A 16839-nucleotide genomic window follows, 5' to 3' on the forward strand; every position below is an offset into this window, starting at 1 on the left:
GCCGTCCCGCCGCAATACAGTGGGCACATGGCAGAGGACAGCATCGTCTGGAGCGAGGTCGCGGAAGCCGCCGAAGCGCGCGCCCTCGCATGGTACGCGGGTCTCGACCGCGACGGCGGGCGTGCGATGCTGCTCGGCGAGATGAGTCGCGAGCCCGAGAGCTTCGACTTCACCCGCCGGCTGATCGAACTCGTCGCAGGCACCGAGGACGCGTTCACCTCGGCCCTCGGGCTGCGCGAGATGGCGCACGAGATCCCCGAATCGATGCCCATGCGCGATCGCATCGCCGTGCGCACGGGCGGTGCCGTCTCGCTCGGACTGCCCTGGGCAGTGATGCCCGTGGCCCGCAAGTGGCTCAGGGATCGCGTCTCGCACCTCGTGCTCGCCGCGCGGCTGCCCGAGAGCGCCGAGAAGCCGGGGCGGCTGAGCGGCCTCGCCGAGGTGCTGCGCCGTCACGGCGAGGCGGGCCTCGTGCCCGTGCTCGCTCCCGGCGGCGACGCCGTGCACGGGCCGCACGGCGTGCGCGCCGAGGCGGGCCGCCTCGCGGGCCTCGCGACGCACGCGATCGTGAAGCACCTCGTCGTCGACCCCGAGCGGCTCGCGCCGGGCGGCACCGACTGGTCGGCGGAGGACGACGTGGCGGGCGCCGCCGCAGCCATCGTCCCCGTGCTCGAATCCGCGCGCGAGCACGGCACCACCGTGTGCATCGCGCCGCGCAGCGTGCGCTGGGCCCGGCTCGTGCCCGAGCTGCTCGCCCGAGCGCTCGCCGACCCCGCCTTCGACAGCGTGCGCATCGGAGTGCGCCTGATGGCCGAGCTGCCCGAGTCGCGCGAGCAGTACTCCTGGCTGAGCCGGTGGGCGCAGCGCCGCCTCGCCGACGGGGGAGCGCCCTCGGAGGTCACCATCGGCGTCGCCGGCGTCGCGGGCGTCGAACGCATCGCCTCGATCCGCAGCGGCCTCGCCGTGCCGGTCATCGAAGGGCGTCGCGAGACGACGACCCAGCTGCTGCGCCTCGCCGAGCTCGCACTGCACCCGGGCCGCGCGGCGTCGCTGCGCCCCGTCATCGCATCCGAGGATCCGCTCGTGCTCGCCGCCGTCGCCGAGATCGCGACCGAGCTCGGCAGCGCCGAGCTCGGCAGCGTGCAACTGCGCCGCGGCATCGTGCCGGGGCTCGCCGAGCTGCTCGCGCGCGACCTCGCCGAGGTGCGCGTGCTCATCCCGGTCGTGCCGCCCCAGGAATTCGGCGGCGCGCTCGACGTGCTGCTCGGGTTCGTCGCCGAGGCCTCCGACCCCGACTCGGTCGTCGCCCGACTCGAAGCCGGCGAGGCCTCGCTGCCCGAGGAGCGCGAATGGTTCGGCGAGGCGGTCGAGGCGGTGCCCGATTGCGCGCCCCGCTCTCACCGCACGCAGCTGCGGGCGCGGGAGTGGGATCCGAGCGAGCGCGACAGCGCGCTCTTCTACCGCGCCCCCGACGAGCCGGCGAGCTTCGACACGGGCGGTCTCACCGCGGCGGTGCTCGGCCTCACACGCGGGTCGACGGGCGAGCTGCGGCTCGACGCCGTCGCCGCGCCGAAGGCGATTCCCGTGGTCTCGGCGTCGGGGTTCGCGAACGAGCCCGACACCGACGCGAGCCTGCCGCAGAACCGGGAATGGGCGCGCGGCCTCGCCCGTAGCGCCGCCGAGGAGTCGGCGGAGATCGAGGCCGAGAACCCGACCATCGCGTTGTCGCCCGCCGACCTCGACCCGGCGCGCGCGGCCGAGCAGGCGCGCACGGCGGGCGAGGCCTGGGCCGCGACGCCGGCCGCGACGCGCGCGGTGCGCCTGCGCCGGCTCGCGCTCGCCACGGTCGCCGCGCGCGACCGGCTGCTGCAGAGCCTCGTGCGCGACACCGGTGCGCCGGTGCGCGAGATCGACCGGCGCATCGGCGACATCGTCGACACGGCACGCTACTCGGGGCAGCTCGCCGAGCGGCTCTCCGCCGTGCTCGGCGCCACGTTCGTCGCCGAGGGGCTCGTGCTCGTCGTCGCCGACGACAGCTTCCCGCTCGACGTGCAGGCCGAAGCCGTGCTGTCGGCGCTGGCCGCGGGCAGCGGAGTCATCTGGACGGTGCCGAGCCGCATCGCCGCCACCGCGCGAGCCCTGCTCGAGGAGTGGGAGATCGCGGGGCTCCCCGCGGGGGTCGTGCGCGTCGAACCGGTTTTCGCGACGGGGGCCGGCGGCACGCTGGCGCGGCTCGTCGCCGAGCCCGGCATCGATCGCGCGGTGGTGCTCGGCGCGCGCGGTATCGCGAAGGATCTCGTACGCCACCGGCCCGACCTCCGCGTCGACGGCCGCCTGCCCGCCCCCGGAACGATGCTCGTCGCGCCCTCCGCCGATTTCGACGGGGCCGTGCGCGACGTCGTGGCCTCCGCGTTCATCGGCGCCGGCGCGCATCCCCGATCGATCAGCGGGGTGCTGCTGCTCGGCAGCGCCGGCCGGTCGCGCCGGTTCCGCGAGGGTCTCGCCGATGCGGTGCGGCAGCTGCGGGTCGGCGATTCCTCCCGTCCGGGCCAGGCCGATCCGCTCGGCTTCGACGTCGGGCCGCTGCCGGTGCCGCCGAGCGCCGCCGGCATGCGCGCGCTGACCGAGCTCGGCCGCGGTGAGGAGTGGCTCGTGCAGCCCGAGCGGCTCGACGACGCGGGGCTGCTGTGGCGGCCCGGCGTGCGCACCGGCGTTTCGGCGTCATCGGCCTTCTGGGATGACGCCGTCGGCGTGCCCGTCATCGGCATCGCGCACGTGCACACGCTCGGCGACGCGCTCGCGCTGCAGCAGATGGGCGGCGCGGTCGCCGGCCTGCAATCGTACGACTCAGATGAGGTGCTCGCCTGGCTCGAGGGCGCCGAGGCGGCGTCGCTTTCGATCAACCGGCCCACGAGCGATGCGCGCGTCGAACGGCAGCCCGGCGGCGCCTGGAACGACGCCGCGATCGGCATCGCCGGCCTCGGCGGCGGCCCGAACCGACTGCTCGCCCTCGGCTCATGGAGCCTGCGCTCGGGCACGCGCAGCGAGACGCTGCACCTGCGCGGCCTCGAACCCGAGGTGCGCCTGCTCATCGAAGCGGTGCAGCCCTCGATCGGCTACGAGGAGTTCGACAATCTGCGCCGTGCGGCCCTCGCCGACGCCATCACCTGGCGCACGTCGTTCGGTATCGCGCGCGACGACCTCGGTCTCGGCGTCGAGCGCAATGTGCTCCGGTACCAGCCGGTGCCGACGCACGTGCGGCTCGCGGAGGGCGGCGCGCTCGCGGAGCTCGTGCGCGTGATCGCGGCCGCGATTCTCGTGCGCGCACCGATCGCGGTGTCGACCGGCGAGGTGCTGCCGGCGCCGGTCTCGGCGTTCCTCTCGCAGGTCGGCATCGAGGTGTCGCTCGAGAACGACGGCGACTGGGTCGAACGGCTCGCGGTCGCGGGGCCCGTCGGAGCCGGCGGCGTCGTCGCGCCGCGCATCCGTCTGATCGGCGGCGACCGCGTGCGTGCGGCCGAATGGCTCGGCGGCCTCGAGCGGGTGTCGCTGTGGGCCGAGCCGGTGACGATGGCCGGGCCGGTCGAGCTGTTGACGCTGCTGCGCGAGCAGTCGGTGGCGGCGCGCGCGTACCGTCACGGGCTCGCCGTGCCGGTGCCGGGGCTCGACGAGCTGCTGGAGTCGTAGGTGCGTCACTGCGCCTCGATTTCCGTTCGACGGAGTCGCACGGTAAAGTAATCTCCTGGTCGTGTTCGCACGGTCTTCGGCGGATTACCCGAGCGGCCAAAGGGGGCTGACTGTAAATCAGCTGGCACAGCCTACGGGGGTTCGAATCCCTCATCCGCCACCGAAGAAAACCCGGTCAGAAGAAATTCTGACCGGGTTTTTCGCGTGTGGAGCCTCCGGGGCGCTCAGGCGCCGGGCTGCCGCAGCACGAACTCCACGATCATGGAGGCGGCCGGCTCGGGGTTCTCGATGACGGCTTCGTGGCCGTGCTGCGGGATCTCGCGCATCTCACTGCTGGGAATCGCCGCCGCGACCTCCGCCACCCATCCGCGCGGGCAGACGCGATCGTGCTCGCCGCGCATCACGAGGGTCGGGCGCGAGATGAGCGGGCAGATGGCCTCGATGCGATGGTGCAGCATGAAGCGCAGCTTGCGCAGGTACCAGAGCGGGCTCGTCTTCGCGTACTCCCACAGCCCGAGCAGCAGCGTCCTCGGGCCGGTGCCGCCGAGATCCTGCAGCATGCGCAGGGCCTGCTGCCGCGCGGTGCGCTCGTGCACGTTCACCGTGGGCGCGATCAGCACGAGCTCCGACACGAGCTCCGGGCGGTGCACCGCGATCTCGGCGACGACCTGTGTGCCCATCGAATGCCCGACGAGCACGACCGGGCCGCCGACTTCACGGCGGATGAACATCGCGACCTCCGCCGCCGTCTCCTCGAGCGTCGCGGCCGAGCCGGGCTCGGGGGAGTCGCCGAACCCCGGCAGATCGACGGCGAGCACGCGCCCGTAGGCGCTGAGCACCTCGCCGACGCCGTCGAAGACGAGGCGGCCCATGCCGATGCCGTGCACGAGCACGAAGGTGCGCGTCGCGGGCCCCGACGTGTCGGTGAAGGCCATGGTGGTCTCTCCGCGACGATACTCGCGATCCTGCCGAGTCATAGCCCCACACTAGCCGCTGCGGAGCTACGCTCGAGCTGTGCGGCACCCCGGTCGTGGGCGCCGGAGGCCGATGAGGGCGAAGGAGTCGAACGTGGTCGTGCAATCCGAAGTCACCCCGGAATTCGTGAACGGGAGCGTCTCGTACTGGATGCGGGATGCCGGGCGGCCGCACCCGCGCCCGGGTCTTCCGGGCCCGATCGAGGCCGATGTCGCGATCGTCGGCGGCGGGTTCACGGGGTTGTGGACGGCCTACTATCTCAAGTGCGCGCGGCCCGAGCTCGACATCGCCGTCATCGAGCGCGAGTTCGCGGGCTTCGGCTCCTCGGGGCGCAACGGCGGCTGGTTCAGCGCGAAGGCGCCGGGGCAGTTCGCCCGGTACGCGCGGGAGTCGGGGCGCGACGCGGCGGTCGCATTCGAGCGCGAGATGATGGCCTCCGTGGGCGAGGGGGTCGCGGTCGCCGAGCGCGAGGGTTTCGGCGAGCACGTGCGCCACGACGGCATGATCCAGGTGGCGACGAGCCCCGCGCAGCTCTCGCGGCTGCGGGCCTATGCGGCTGCGCTCGGGCGCGAGGGGTGGGCGCCGGGGCGCGACTTCCATCTGCTGACTCCGCCCGAACTCGACGAGCGCGTGCGGGTCGCCGACGTGCGGGGCGCCTTCTGGAGCCCCCATTGCGCCCGCATCCACCCGGCGAAGTACGTGCTCGCCCTCGCCGAGACGGTCGAGCGGCTCGGCGTGCGCATCTACGAGGGTACGACGGCGACGGCGATCGAGCCGCGTCGCGTGCGCACGAACCGCGGCGATGTGCGCGCGCAGACCGTGGTGCAGGCGATCGAGGGCTACACCGGATCGCTCGAGGGGCAACGGCGCAGGTACCTGCCGATGAACAGCAGCATGGTGGTCACGGAGCCGCTCGGTGAGGCGCAGCTCGCCGCGATCGGATGGCGGGGAGCCGAGACGATGGGCGACTTCGCGCACAGCTTCGCCTATCTGCAGCGCACGGCCGATCACCGCATCGCGATCGGCGGCCGCGGCATCCCGTACCACTTCGCATCGACCTTCGATCGCCAGGGCCGCACCGCAGACTTCACGGTCGGCCAGCTCGGCACGCGCCTCGTCGAGCTGTTCCCCTCGCTCGCGGGGGTGCGGCTCGACCACAGCTGGTCGGGGGTGCTCGGGGTGCCGCGCGACTGGTGCGCGGGGGTCGATTTCGATGCTTCGACAGGGATCGCCCATGCCGGCGGCTATGTCGGCCACGGAGTGACCGCGACGAACCTCGCCGGGCGCACGCTGCGCGACCTCATCCTCGGCGAGGATACGGAGCTGACCCGGCTGCCGTGGGTCGGGCATCGTTCGCGCAACTGGGAGCCGGAGCCGCTGCGGTGGATCGCGGCGCGATCGCTGTACGCCGTGTACCGTTTCGCCGACCGTCGGGAGTATCGCAGCGGCTCCGGGCGCACGCACCCTGCCGCGCGCCTCGCGAACCTCATCAGCGGTCGCTGACCGGCGTGGGGTGCTCAAGCTGAGAGTTGAGTGAGATCGACTCAAGTTTGAGGCGGAGAACTTGACGTCTCCGATGCAGTCGGTAAACTTGAGTTCATCAGGCTCAAGGTTGCTCGGGTGCTTGCGAAATCATCCCGGGCCGGGAGCACGGGACCACGACGGTCGGTCGCGCAAGCGGTCCGTTCCGCCGATCACAGCAGCAGAAGGAGAACGCATGTCACGCGCAGTAGGCATTGACCTCGGTACCACCAACTCGGTCGTCTCGGTGCTGGAGGGCGGCGAGCCCACCGTCATCGCGAACGCCGAAGGGTTGCGCACCACCCCCTCGATCGTCGCCTTCACGAAGGACGGCGAGGTGCTCGTCGGCGAGACCGCGAAGCGCCAGGCCGTCACCAACGTCGACCGCACCCTCGCGTCGGTCAAGCGCCACATGGGCACCGATTGGAAGACCGACGAGATCGACGGCAAGCGCTACACCGCGCAGGAGATCTCGGCTCGCACGCTCATGAAGCTGAAGCGCGACGCCGAGACCTACCTCGGCGACAAGGTCACCGACGCGGTCATCACCGTGCCGGCGTACTTCAACGACGCCGAGCGACAGGCCACCAAGGAAGCCGGCGAGATCTCGGGCCTCAACGTGCTCCGCATCATCAACGAGCCCACCGCCGCCGCGCTCGCGTATGGCCTCGACAAGGGCAAGGAGGACGAGCTCATCCTCGTCTTCGACCTCGGCGGCGGCACCTTCGACGTCTCCCTCCTCGAGGTGGGCAAGGACGACGACTTCTCGACCATCCAGGTGCGCGCCACCTCGGGCGACAACCGCCTGGGCGGCGACGACTGGGACCAGCGCGTCGTCGAGTGGCTCATCACGCAGTTCAAGAACTCGACCGGCGTCGACGTCTCGAAGGACAAGATCGCCCTCCAGCGCCTCAAGGAGGCCGCTGAGCAGGCGAAGAAGGAGCTCTCGAACTCGATGAGCACCCAGATCCAGCTGCCCTACCTCTCGCTCACCGAGAACGGCCCGGCCAACCTCGACGAGACCCTCTCGCGCGCCAAGTTCGAGGAGCTCACCAAGGATCTGCTCGAGCGCACCCGCAAGCCGTTCAACGACGTCATCGCCGAGGCGGGCGTCAAGGTCGGCGACATCGCGCACGTCGTGCTCGTCGGCGGCTCGACCCGCATGCCCGCGGTCACCGAGCTCGTGAAGCAGCTCACCGGCGGCCGCGAGCCCAACAAGGGCGTGAACCCGGATGAGGTCGTCGCCGTCGGCGCAGCCCTCCAGGCCGGCGTGCTGAAGGGCGAGCGCAAGGACGTTCTGCTCATCGACGTGACCCCCCTGTCGCTCGGCATCGAGACCAAGGGCGGCATCATGACGAAGCTCATCGAGCGCAACACCGCCATTCCGACGAAGCGCAGCGAGACCTTCACCACCGCCGAGGACAACCAGCCCTCGGTCGCCATCCAGGTCTTCCAGGGCGAGCGCGAGTTCACCCGCGACAACAAGAATCTCGGCACCTTCGAGCTCACCGGCATCGCGCCGGCTCCCCGCGGCATCCCGCAGGTCGAGGTGACCTTCGACATCGACGCCAACGGCATCGTGCAGGTCTCGGCGAAGGACAAGGGCACCGGCCAGGAGCAGACCATCACGATCTCGGGCGGCTCGACCCTCTCGAAGGAGGACATCGAGCGCATGGTGCGCGAAGCCGAGGAGCACGCCGCCGAGGACAAGAAGCGCCGCGAGACCGCCGAGCAGCGCAACCAGGCCGAGCAGCTGGCCTACTCGACCGAGAAGCTCATCAGCGAGAACGAGGACAAGCTGCCCGAGGACGTCAAGACCGAGGTGCAGGGCGATCTCGACGAGCTGAAGCAGGCGCTCGCGGGCGACGACGAGGATGCGGTGAAGGCCGCGTCCGAGAAGCTCGGCCAGAGCCAGACGAAGCTCGGCGAGGCCATCTACGCCCAGGCGCAGGCCGAGGCCCCCGAGGCCGGCGCCACCGCCGAGGAGTCGAACGATGACGACGTGGTCGACGCAGAGGTCGTCGAGGACGAGGAGTCGAAGTAACCATGGCTGAACAGGAACAGCACATTCCCGGCGAAGAGCCCCGTGACGTTCCTGCTGCAGGGTCGGAAGAGGAGAACTCTTCCGGCCCTGTGCCGCAGCAGGGGGCCGAGAACGCCGAAGACGGCCTGACCGTCGAAGACATCCTGGGCGCGGAGCAGAACGCGGACGCGGCCGAGGCCGATGCGGCGGAGGCCGACGAGAATCTCTCGGACGAGGAGAAGTCGTACCTCGAAGATCTGCGCCGTCTGACCGCCGAGTACGCGAACTACCGCAAGCGCACCGAGGCGAACGCCGTGCTCGAGAAGCAGCGCGCGGTCGCCGCGGCCGTGTCGCCGCTGCTCACGGTGCTCGACGACCTCGACCGCGCCGACCAGCACGGCGACCTGGTCGAGGGGTCGGCGTTCGCAACGATCGCGCAGAAGCTGCGCGGCGTCGTGGAGCGCCTCGGTCTCGAGGGCTTCGGCGAGAAGGGCGAGCCCTTCGACCCGCAGGTGCACGAGGCGATCGCCCAGGTGCCGGTCCCCGGCACCGAGGAGCATGTCGTGCTCGACGTGATCGAGCGGGGGTACCGCATCGGCGAAGTCGAGCTGCGCCCCGCCAAGGTAGCGGTGGCGGTGGGGGCAGATGGCTAGTCAGGATTGGCTCGAGAAAGACTTCTACCGCACCCTCGGCGTCTCGAAGGCGGCAAGCGAGGCTGAGATCAAGAAGGCCTACCGCAAACTCGCGCGCAAGTACCACCCCGATTCCAACCCGGGCGATGCCACGGCCGAGACCAAGTTCAAAGAGATCAGCGAGGCGTACGCCGTGCTCTCCGACACGGAGGAGCGGGCGGAGTACGACCAGATCCGAGCCATGGGCGCCGGCGGCGCCCGCTTCACGGCGGGCGGCGGCGGGAGCCAGGGCTTCGAGGACATCTTCGGCGGCATGTTCGGGGGCGGCCATCGCGGCGGCGCCCAGTTCGGCGGGCAGCCGGGCGGGTTCCGCACCGGCGGTCAGGGCTACGACGACATCTTCAACATGTTCGGCGGCGGGGCGCCTCGAGGCCCTCAGCCCGGGCGCGACATCCAGGCCTCGACCACGCTCGACTTCGAGACGGCGGTGGGCGGCCAGACGGTGACGCTCCAGGCGCCCGGCGGCCCGGTCAAGGTGAAGATCCCTGCCGGGGTCGCCGATGGTCAGAAGATCAAGGTGCGCGGCAAGGGCGAACCGAGCCCGAACGGCGGCTCGGCCGGCGACATCATCGTCACGGTGCACGTGCGCAAGCACCCCGTATTCGAGCGCGACGGCCAGAACCTGCGCCTCAAGCTGCCGGTGACCTTCTCGGAGGCCGCACTCGGCGCGACCGTCGAAGTGCCGACGCTCGGCGAGGGCACTGTGAAGCTGCGCGTGCAGCCGGGCACTCCGAGCGGCCGCGTACTGCGCGTCAAGGGGCGCGGCGTGAAGAGCGCGAAGGGCACCGGCGATCTGCTCGCCGAGGTCCAGATCGTGGTCCCCTCGCACCTCTCCGACGCGGCGCGCGAGGCCCTCGAGGCCTTCCGCGACGTTGAACCGAACGAGAATCCGCGCGAGGATCTGTATGCACGTGTGCGAGGCGCCTGAGCGCCCGGCACGCCCCGAATGAAAGACAGGTGAGCCCCATGGCCGACCCCCAGCTCGATCGCTACACTCCGGTGTTCGCCATCGCGGCGGCGGCGGGGCTCGCCGAGATGCACCCGCAGACGCTGCGGCAGTACGACCGTATCGGGCTCGTCACGCCGCAGCGTACGCGGGGCAACACCCGCCGATACTCGCTGCACGACGTCGCGCGTCTGCGCGAGGTCGCCCGGCTCTCGGCCGAAGGGCTGAGCCTCGAGGGCATCCGCCGGGTCATCCAGCTCGAAGACCGCGTGCGCATGCTCGAGGGGCAGGTCAGGGATCTCGAACGCGCCCTCTCGGAGGAGCGCATGCAGCGGCCCGATCGCCGGGTGTTCGCGGCCGGCGCTGCGGGCGGCGAGGTCGTCACGCTTCGACGCGGCACCCGTGTGCGCCGCAACGCCGAGGTCGTGGTGTGGAGGCCGTGAACCTCGAGCACCTGCTGGCGCAGCTCTCGCGGAAGCCCGACGTCGATGCGCCGGAGCTGCAGGCCCACGACGCGGCCGACGAACTGATCCTCGACACCGCGGCCGCAGACGTGCGGGCGGCCGGGCCCGGCGAGGTCGTCGTGATCGGCGACCGACACGGGGCGCTGACGCTCGGCGCTATCGCCGTGCTCGGCGCGCGCCGGGTGCGCAGCCATCAGGACCCGCTGCTCGGCGAGCGCGCGGTCGCGGCGAATGCGGCGCGCCTCGGTCTCTCAGACGACATCGCGGCCCACGGACTCGACGCCTCGCTGCTGTCGGGCGCCCGCGTCGTGCTGCTGCAGCTGCCGCGCAGCCTCGACGCGCTCGACGAGATCGCGTGGTCGATCGCCCGGTGGGCGACGCCCGAGGTGCGCGTCATCGCGGGCGGGCGGGTGAAGCACATGACGCGCACCCAGAACGAGGTGCTCGGGCGGTACTTCGACGAGGTGGCCGCCGGGCTCGGGCGGCGCAAGGCCCGCGTGCTCACCGCCTCGGCTCCGGCCTCGGACTCCGGCCCCGCACCATTCCCCCGATGGGGTACCGACCCCGACCTCCCCTTCCGCGTCGCCGCGTTCGGCGCGACCTTCGGTGGCGCGACCCTCGATCACGGCAGCCGACTGCTGCTCGCGGGTCTCGACGGGGCGCCCGCCGCGCGCCGGGTCGTCGATCTCGGCTGCGGCAACGGTTCGCTCGCCGTATCGGCGGCGCTGCGGCTGCCGCATGCGCAGGTTCTCGCAACCGATCAGTCGGTCGCCGCGGTCGCCGCGACCCGGCTCACCGCCGAAGCGGCTGGCGTTGCGGAGCGCATCGACATCCACCGGGCCGATGCGCTGGAGGCCGTGCCCGACGGCTGGGCCGAGCTGATCCTGCTGAACCCGCCGTTCCACACGGGCGCCGCAGTGCACGCGGGCGTGGGTCATCGGCTCATCCGGGCCTGCGGCCGCGCGCTCGCGCCGGGCGGCGAACTGCGCATCGTCTTCAACTCGCACCTGCGCTACCGTCCCCTCGTCGAACGCACGGTCGGCCCGGTCGAGCAGATCGCGCGCGATCGCACCTACACGGTGCTGGCGGCGCGGCGCCGGTGATCCCTGGGGCGCTCGCTGTACAGCGGCGCTCTCGGGAACGCCCCTCGATGATGATCGATCAGTGCACAAGCGGCCGAGGGCAAGATCGCGCGACTGTGCGTGCATGCACATACGACGTGCGGTAAATCGTCTTGCCAGCCCCGCGCCCAGGCAAGAAGCTGGGGTGAGCTTCGGTCGGTCGAAGATCTACGTTTCAGCTACAAGGAGGTAGCAGTGGCCGTAAGGGAACAGCAGGTCGAGACGGGCAGCGCGCTCAAGCGCACGCTGCGCCGCGTCGTCATCGCATCGATGGCGGGCACCGTGGTCGAGTGGTACGAGTTCTTCCTGTACACGACAGCGGCGACGCTCGTGTTCAACAAGATCTTCTTCCCGCAGACCGGCGATCCGCTCGATGGAGTGATCGCCGCGTTCGTCACCTATGCCGTCGGGTTCATCGCCCGCCCGCTGGGAGGCGTGGTATTCGGGTACTTCGGCGACCGCTACGGGCGCAAGCACCTGCTGCAGGTCGCCATCGTCATGGTCGGTGCGACCACCTTCCTCATGGGGTGCCTGCCGACCTTCGACACCATCCAGTACTGGGCGCCGGCGCTGCTCGTCGCGCTGCGGTTCATCCAGGGCTTCGCCGTCGGCGGCGAGTGGGGCGGGGCGGTGCTGCTCGTGGCGGAGCACTCGCCGAACGACAGCCGCGGATTCTGGGCGAGCTGGCCGCAGGCCGCGCTCCCGCTCGGCAACCTCCTCGCGACGATCGTGCTGTGGGTGCTGTCGTGGTCGCTCTCCGATGCGCAGTTCCTCTCGTGGGGCTGGCGTATCGGATTCTGGCTGTCGGTGATCATCGTCGCAGTCGGATACTACGTGCGCACGAAGGTCAACGACGCCCCGATCTTCACCGAGACGAAGCAGATCGAGGTGGTGCGTCAGAAGCGCACGAACGGGCTCGTCGACGTCTTCCGCCAGTACCCCCGCCAGGTGTTCACCGCGATGGGTCTGCGGTTCGCGGAGAACATCATGTACTACCTGGTCGTGACCTTCTCGATCACCTACCTGTCCATCCACCGCGGGATGGATACGACCTCGATCCTGAGCTTCCTGCTGCTGGCGCATGCGATCCAGTTCTTCGCGATCCCCGTCATCGGTCGGCTCGGAGACCGTCTCGGCCGTCGGCCGGTCTACGGCGCGGGCGTCGTGCTCTCCGCCGCCTGGGGCTTCATCGCATTCCCGCTCTTCAATACCGAGAATCCGGTGCTGATCGTCATCGCTATCACGCTCGGCCTACTGCTGCACGGCACGATGTACGCCGGGCAGCCGTCGATCATGGCCGAGATGTTCCCGACTCGCATGCGCTACTCGGGCGTCTCGCTCGGATACCAGGTCACGTCGATCGTCGCCGGCTCGGTGGCGCCGATCATCGCGGCGGCCCTGCTGCGCGAATTCGGTTCAGGAGTACCCGTGGCGATCTACCTCGCATTCGCCTGCGCGATCTCCCTCGTCGCGGTGATCGTCATGCGCGAGACCCGGGGCATCGACCTGAAGGAGCTCGACCGGGAGGATCTCGCGAAGTACGGCGAGTACGGCGAGTACGGCGAGTAGGGCGGTCGGCCGCCCGAAGACGACGGAACCGAACGGCGGTGCGTATCGGGGCGGGGCGGACTCCCGCCCCGATACGCTGTTACGGCAGCGCGGGCGCCGATGCCCTGTCGTCGACGTAGGACTGCGTCTGGTCGATCAGGGCGCGCAGACAGAGCGCGACGGCAGGTTTGCGCAGATTGTCTTCGCGTGCGACGGCCCAATAGTCGGCCCGGTGCTCGTAGTCGTCGGGCAGCACCGGGACGAGCGACGGGTGCTCGTGGGCGAGGAAGTGCGGCAGGATGCCGATGCCCGCGGACGCCGCCGTCGCCGCGACGTGGGCGAACACGCTCGTCGAGCTGATGGTCGGCAGCGACTTCGGCAGGCCCTTGCGGGCCGCATCGAGATCGTCGACCTGCAGGGCCGAGTCGACGTAGAAGATGAGCCGGTGCTGCGCGAGATCGGCGATCGACCGGGGTGCGCCGTGGGACTCGAGGTACGCGGGAGTGGCGTACAGCGCGAGCCGGTAGGAGGCGATGTGCGCCGCGATCGCATTATGGACATGCGGTTTGCCGACGACGACCTCGATATCGACGCCCGAGCGGTGCTGTCGCACCGGTTGCGTCGCCGCCAGCACGTCGAAGTCGATGTCGGGGTGCGTGCTCTGCAGCGCGGTGCAGACCGGCACGACGCACGATGCGCCGAATGCGTCGGGAGTGGCGATGCGCACGAGGCCGCCCACGGCGTCGGGTCGATCGTGCGCGACGAGCCTGCTCATCGCGGCCTCCATCTCCTCGGCCGCGCGGAGCGCGATGAGACCGAGCTGGGTGGGTTCCCACCCGCCGGGAGTGCGCACCAGCACGCGGTCGCCGAGGCTCGCTTCGAGCGACGACAGGCGTCGGGACACGGTGGAGTGATTGACGCCGAGCGCATCGGCGGCTGCAGTGTAGCGGCCGAGCCGTGCGACGGCGAGCAGCGTCATGAGTGCTTCGGGGGCGAGGTCGGGGCGGATGTCTGCCATACCTCGATTGTGCATTCATGCACAGTTGTATTGCAAGATTCGACCGTATCCGTGTATTGATTAACGGTTGCGCGGTCGGCATGCTGAATGCATTGCAGAAGCTGTCGAGGAGGACAAATGGCAACGATCGCGTGGGTGGGGCTCGGCAATATGGGTTCCCGTATGAGTCAGCACCTCATCAGGGCCGGCCACCGGGTCGTCGGCTTCGACCTCAACGATGCCGCGCTCGCGCAGGCCGTCGCGGTCGGTGTCGAAGCGGCCGGGTCGGTCGCGGAGGCCGTGGTTGGGGCCGAAGCCGTGATCACCATGCTGCCGAAGGGCGAGCACGTGCGCAGCGTCTACGACGGCGAGGCCGGCATCTGGGCCCATGCCCCGAAGGATGCGGTGCTCTTCGACTCCTCCACCGTCGATATCGAGACATCCCAGTGGTGCCACGACGAGTCCCGGGCGAGAGGGTTCGCATTCGTCGATGCTCCGGTCTCCGGCGGCACGGCAGGTGCGGCCGACGGAACTCTGGCGTTCATGCTCGGCGGCGACTCCGAGCAGGTGCTCCGGGTGCGCGAGATCATCGAACCGATGGCGGGCAACGTCTTCGTCGCGGGCGGTCCGACCGCCGGTATCGCCGCCAAGATCGTCAACAACATGATGCTGTTCATCGCGCTGCAGGCGTGCGCCGAGGGCTCTCAGCTCGCCGAGCGTCTCGGTCTCGACGCGAAGACCTTCTGGGACATCGCCTCCGCCTCCTCGGGCCGTTCCTGGCCGCAGCAGGTGTGGTATCCGGTTCCCGGGGTCATCGAGCGCGCGGCGGCGAATCACAACTTCGACGCGGCGTTCAGCGCGAACCTCGCCCGCAAGGATATCGGCCTCGCGCTCGCCGCGGGTGAGAGCACCGGCGTCGCTCTTCCGGGCGCGGAGGCCGCGATGCGCCAGCTCGACCGTCTGATCGAAGAGGGGCTCGGCGAGAAGGACTGCACGCTCGTGGTGAAGTACTCGTCGCCCGATGGAACGGTGGCCGGATACGACCCGGGGCTCGACGCGTAGAGGCGACGGGGCGGCTGGGCTCGAGTGCTCCGGGTGCGTATACCCTGACAGCAGCAGTCTGGCCAGTCTCATCGCGTGCTGGGCAAGAGGCGGAGATCGATAGCGCTATAGCGGTGAACGATCTCCGCGGACTGTCCGGTCCGCCGCATCGACGCCTTCGGGGCCCGGAGCCGAGTTTCTCCGAGCCGGTTCACTCCGCGGGCGCGAGATCGTACGTGACCCAGGGCGTCTGCCGGGCGAAGCGGTCGTAGAGGCTGCGTGCGGTCGCGTTGCTGTCGGCGGTGATCCACCGCACGATCGAGGCGCCCTCGATCTCTCGTGCGGCTTGCGGCCGAAGCCGCGGTATCCGCGGTAGAGCGCGGCCTACGCCTCGCGGTCACCGGCCGTGACGGGACAGACGTTGGCGCAGGATCGCGTAATCACGACAGCCGCTCCACTTCGACGAAGACGACGTCATCGTGCTCGTCTCGATTCTCGATGCGGTGCTCCGAGCCCGAGGAACGGGTATAGCTGGTCCCCTTGACGAGCTCGGCCACGACCTCGGTGCCGTCGGCATTCGAGACGTGCATGGTGCCGGTAACCATCGGCACGACGACGTATTCGAAGTCGTGGCGGTGCATTGGAATGTGTCCGCCAGGCGCGATGGTCCACCGCGTGACGCGGAAGTGCTCGTTCTCTAGCTGTACCTCCCCAACAGCCCCGGAGTTGCTGTTCGTCGCTCCCGTGCCCATGATCCTCCTCGCCGGGTGCGCTCGGCCGGATAGATTCCGGCGCCGCGTTGCGCACTCCATCCAGCCTATCCGGTGAGGATCGGCGGCTTCGAGCTCTCGGACTGCACTCTGAGGTGTCACACTGACCGGTGTGTTCCGAGTTTAGACGCTCATGGAGGGCGAACCCCAGGGCCCAGGCACCGTCATCGAATGGGTAAGTCGTCAGGAAGAACGCAGTGGCGAACGGAGCGACCTCGGACTAGAGCCCAGAGCGTCGCCCGCAGCGCAGGAAGAAACCACGGACGCCGGCGCAGACGATTCTGCGAGTTGACATTGCTCCTCCCAGGCTCCATCCATGGTCGGTCCATTTCCGGATATCGGCGAAGCGCAGCAGGCACAAGAGGTTTGCGGGCCTGCGCTGGTGATCAGCATTGCCCAGCGGTCGGCCGACGGCTTCGGACGGCGAACGAGGTAGCAGCCCGTGACGTCCGGCCCGCATGTCTCCTCTGAAACGAACACGTTCGCGCCGTACGGGCTTCCAGTGCACCCCTCGGGTGGGCTACACCGGTGCAGCCGTCCCCGCCATATCTGGAACGTGGTGAAGACCCGCGCTGCCTGCTCATCGGGATATCTCCCCACAGGCCTCGTGGCCGCCGTCACCATCGTGGACGTGAAACCTGGACGGGTGGAGTTGGCACAGGACGATCTGCACCTCCGGAATGAGTCGCGGTGGCCTGGCCCTGCGCCTGTGCCTGCCGACCAACCCCAGGTTCAGAGCGCGACGCGCTTGACGAGCAGCCCGATTCCGGTGGTGAACTGGACCGGTTCTTTCATCGCGCAGTACCCGGGTATCGGCAGAACACCAATCAGTGGCCCTCCGACGAGGAGTGCCCCGACAACACCTGCGATGATGTTGAGCATCGGCAACAGGTATCACTGGTCCTCCTGCTCAGTCCGCGATCGACGCGTTAGCAGCGTCGGCGCCCGGCCAGCTCGTCAGCTGCTCTTAGAAGGTGGGAGAGCATACAGTCTTCGCCCGAACCGAGGCGGGATCAGCCCGGCCACGGGGAGACGAAAAGGCCCGAGATTTTAG

General features: G+C 70.0%; 13 protein-coding genes and 1 tRNA gene. 10 read left to right on the plus strand and 4 right to left on the minus strand.

The annotated features are described in order from the left end of the window. Nucleotides 1–27 precede the first annotated feature (27 nt). A complete protein-coding gene (locus tag NHL51_RS07885) occupies nt 28–3687 on the plus strand; it encodes an aldehyde dehydrogenase family protein (RefSeq protein WP_434142937.1) in 3660 nt (1219 codons plus the stop codon). A gap of 78 nt (nt 3688–3765) precedes the next feature. After that, nucleotides 3766–3847 (plus strand) — tRNA-Tyr (locus NHL51_RS07890). A gap of 64 nt (nt 3848–3911) precedes the next feature. On the opposite strand, the gene NHL51_RS07895 is transcribed toward NHL51_RS07890, so the two are convergent. After that, nucleotides 3912–4664 (minus strand): alpha/beta fold hydrolase, encoded by a 753-nt coding sequence (locus NHL51_RS07895; RefSeq protein WP_434142938.1) that lies wholly within the window; start codon nt 4662–4664, stop codon nt 3912–3914. A gap of 91 nt (nt 4665–4755) precedes the next feature. On the opposite strand from NHL51_RS07895, the gene NHL51_RS07900 reads away from it, so the two are divergent. From NHL51_RS07900 to NHL51_RS07930, 7 genes are all read left to right on the plus strand, one after another. Next, nucleotides 4756–6165: an NAD(P)/FAD-dependent oxidoreductase gene (locus NHL51_RS07900; protein ID WP_434142939.1), complete on the plus strand. Its 1410-nt coding sequence runs from the start codon at nt 4756–4758 to the stop codon at nt 6163–6165. Nucleotides 6166–6379: 214 nt separating this feature from the next. Beyond that, nucleotides 6380–8227: a molecular chaperone DnaK gene (dnaK, locus tag NHL51_RS07905; protein ID WP_434142940.1), complete on the plus strand. Its 1848-nt coding sequence runs from the start codon at nt 6380–6382 to the stop codon at nt 8225–8227. Between the two features lie 2 nt (nt 8228–8229). Then, nucleotides 8230–8859: a nucleotide exchange factor GrpE gene (locus NHL51_RS07910; protein WP_434142941.1), complete on the plus strand. Its 630-nt coding sequence runs from the start codon at nt 8230–8232 to the stop codon at nt 8857–8859. Then, on the plus strand, nt 8852–9826 hold the full coding sequence (locus NHL51_RS07915; protein ID WP_434142942.1) for a DnaJ C-terminal domain-containing protein: 975 nt from the start codon (nt 8852–8854) through the stop codon (nt 9824–9826). Before NHL51_RS07910 ends, NHL51_RS07915 begins: the two co-directional genes overlap by 8 nt. Nucleotides 9827–9864: 38 nt before the next feature. Next, nucleotides 9865–10287 carry a heat shock protein transcriptional repressor HspR gene (locus NHL51_RS07920; protein WP_434142944.1) on the plus strand — a complete coding sequence of 141 codons (423 nt, stop codon included), beginning with the start codon at nt 9865–9867 and terminating at the stop codon, nt 10285–10287. Further along, a complete protein-coding gene (locus NHL51_RS07925; protein WP_434142945.1) occupies nt 10284–11411 on the plus strand; it encodes a class I SAM-dependent methyltransferase in 1128 nt (375 codons plus the stop codon). Before NHL51_RS07920 ends, NHL51_RS07925 begins: the two co-directional genes overlap by 4 nt. 288 nt (nt 11412–11699) lie before the next feature. Next, nucleotides 11700–12998 (plus strand): MFS transporter, encoded by a 1299-nt coding sequence (locus NHL51_RS07930; protein WP_434143201.1) that lies wholly within the window; start codon nt 11700–11702, stop codon nt 12996–12998. A 79-nt stretch (nt 12999–13077) separates the two neighbouring features. On the opposite strand, the gene NHL51_RS07935 is transcribed toward NHL51_RS07930, so the two are convergent. After that, complete coding sequence (locus tag NHL51_RS07935) at nt 13078–13995, minus strand: LysR family transcriptional regulator (protein WP_434142946.1); 918 nt, start codon at nt 13993–13995, stop codon at nt 13078–13080. Between the two features lie 117 nt (nt 13996–14112). Between NHL51_RS07935 and NHL51_RS07940 the strand changes: the two genes are divergently transcribed. Beyond that, nucleotides 14113–15036, plus strand: a complete 924-nt coding sequence (locus NHL51_RS07940) for an NAD(P)-dependent oxidoreductase (protein WP_434142947.1) — start codon at nt 14113–14115, stop codon at nt 15034–15036. 419 nt (nt 15037–15455) lie between these two features. On the opposite strand, the gene NHL51_RS07945 is transcribed toward NHL51_RS07940, so the two are convergent. Both NHL51_RS07945 and NHL51_RS07950 read right to left on the minus strand, forming a co-directional pair. After that, nucleotides 15456–15767, minus strand: a complete 312-nt coding sequence (locus tag NHL51_RS07945; protein ID WP_434142948.1) for a cupin domain-containing protein — start codon at nt 15765–15767, stop codon at nt 15456–15458. Between the two features lie 750 nt (nt 15768–16517). Then, the gene (locus tag NHL51_RS07950; protein ID WP_434142950.1) at nt 16518–16667 is read right to left on the minus strand and encodes a hypothetical protein; all 150 of its coding nucleotides are present in this window, start codon (nt 16665–16667) and stop codon (nt 16518–16520) included. Nucleotides 16668–16839: the final 172 nt, after the last annotated feature.

The organism is Leucobacter sp. gxy201 (genome assembly GCF_051043335.1).
Lineage (GTDB): Bacteria > Actinomycetota > Actinomycetes > Actinomycetales > Microbacteriaceae > Leucobacter.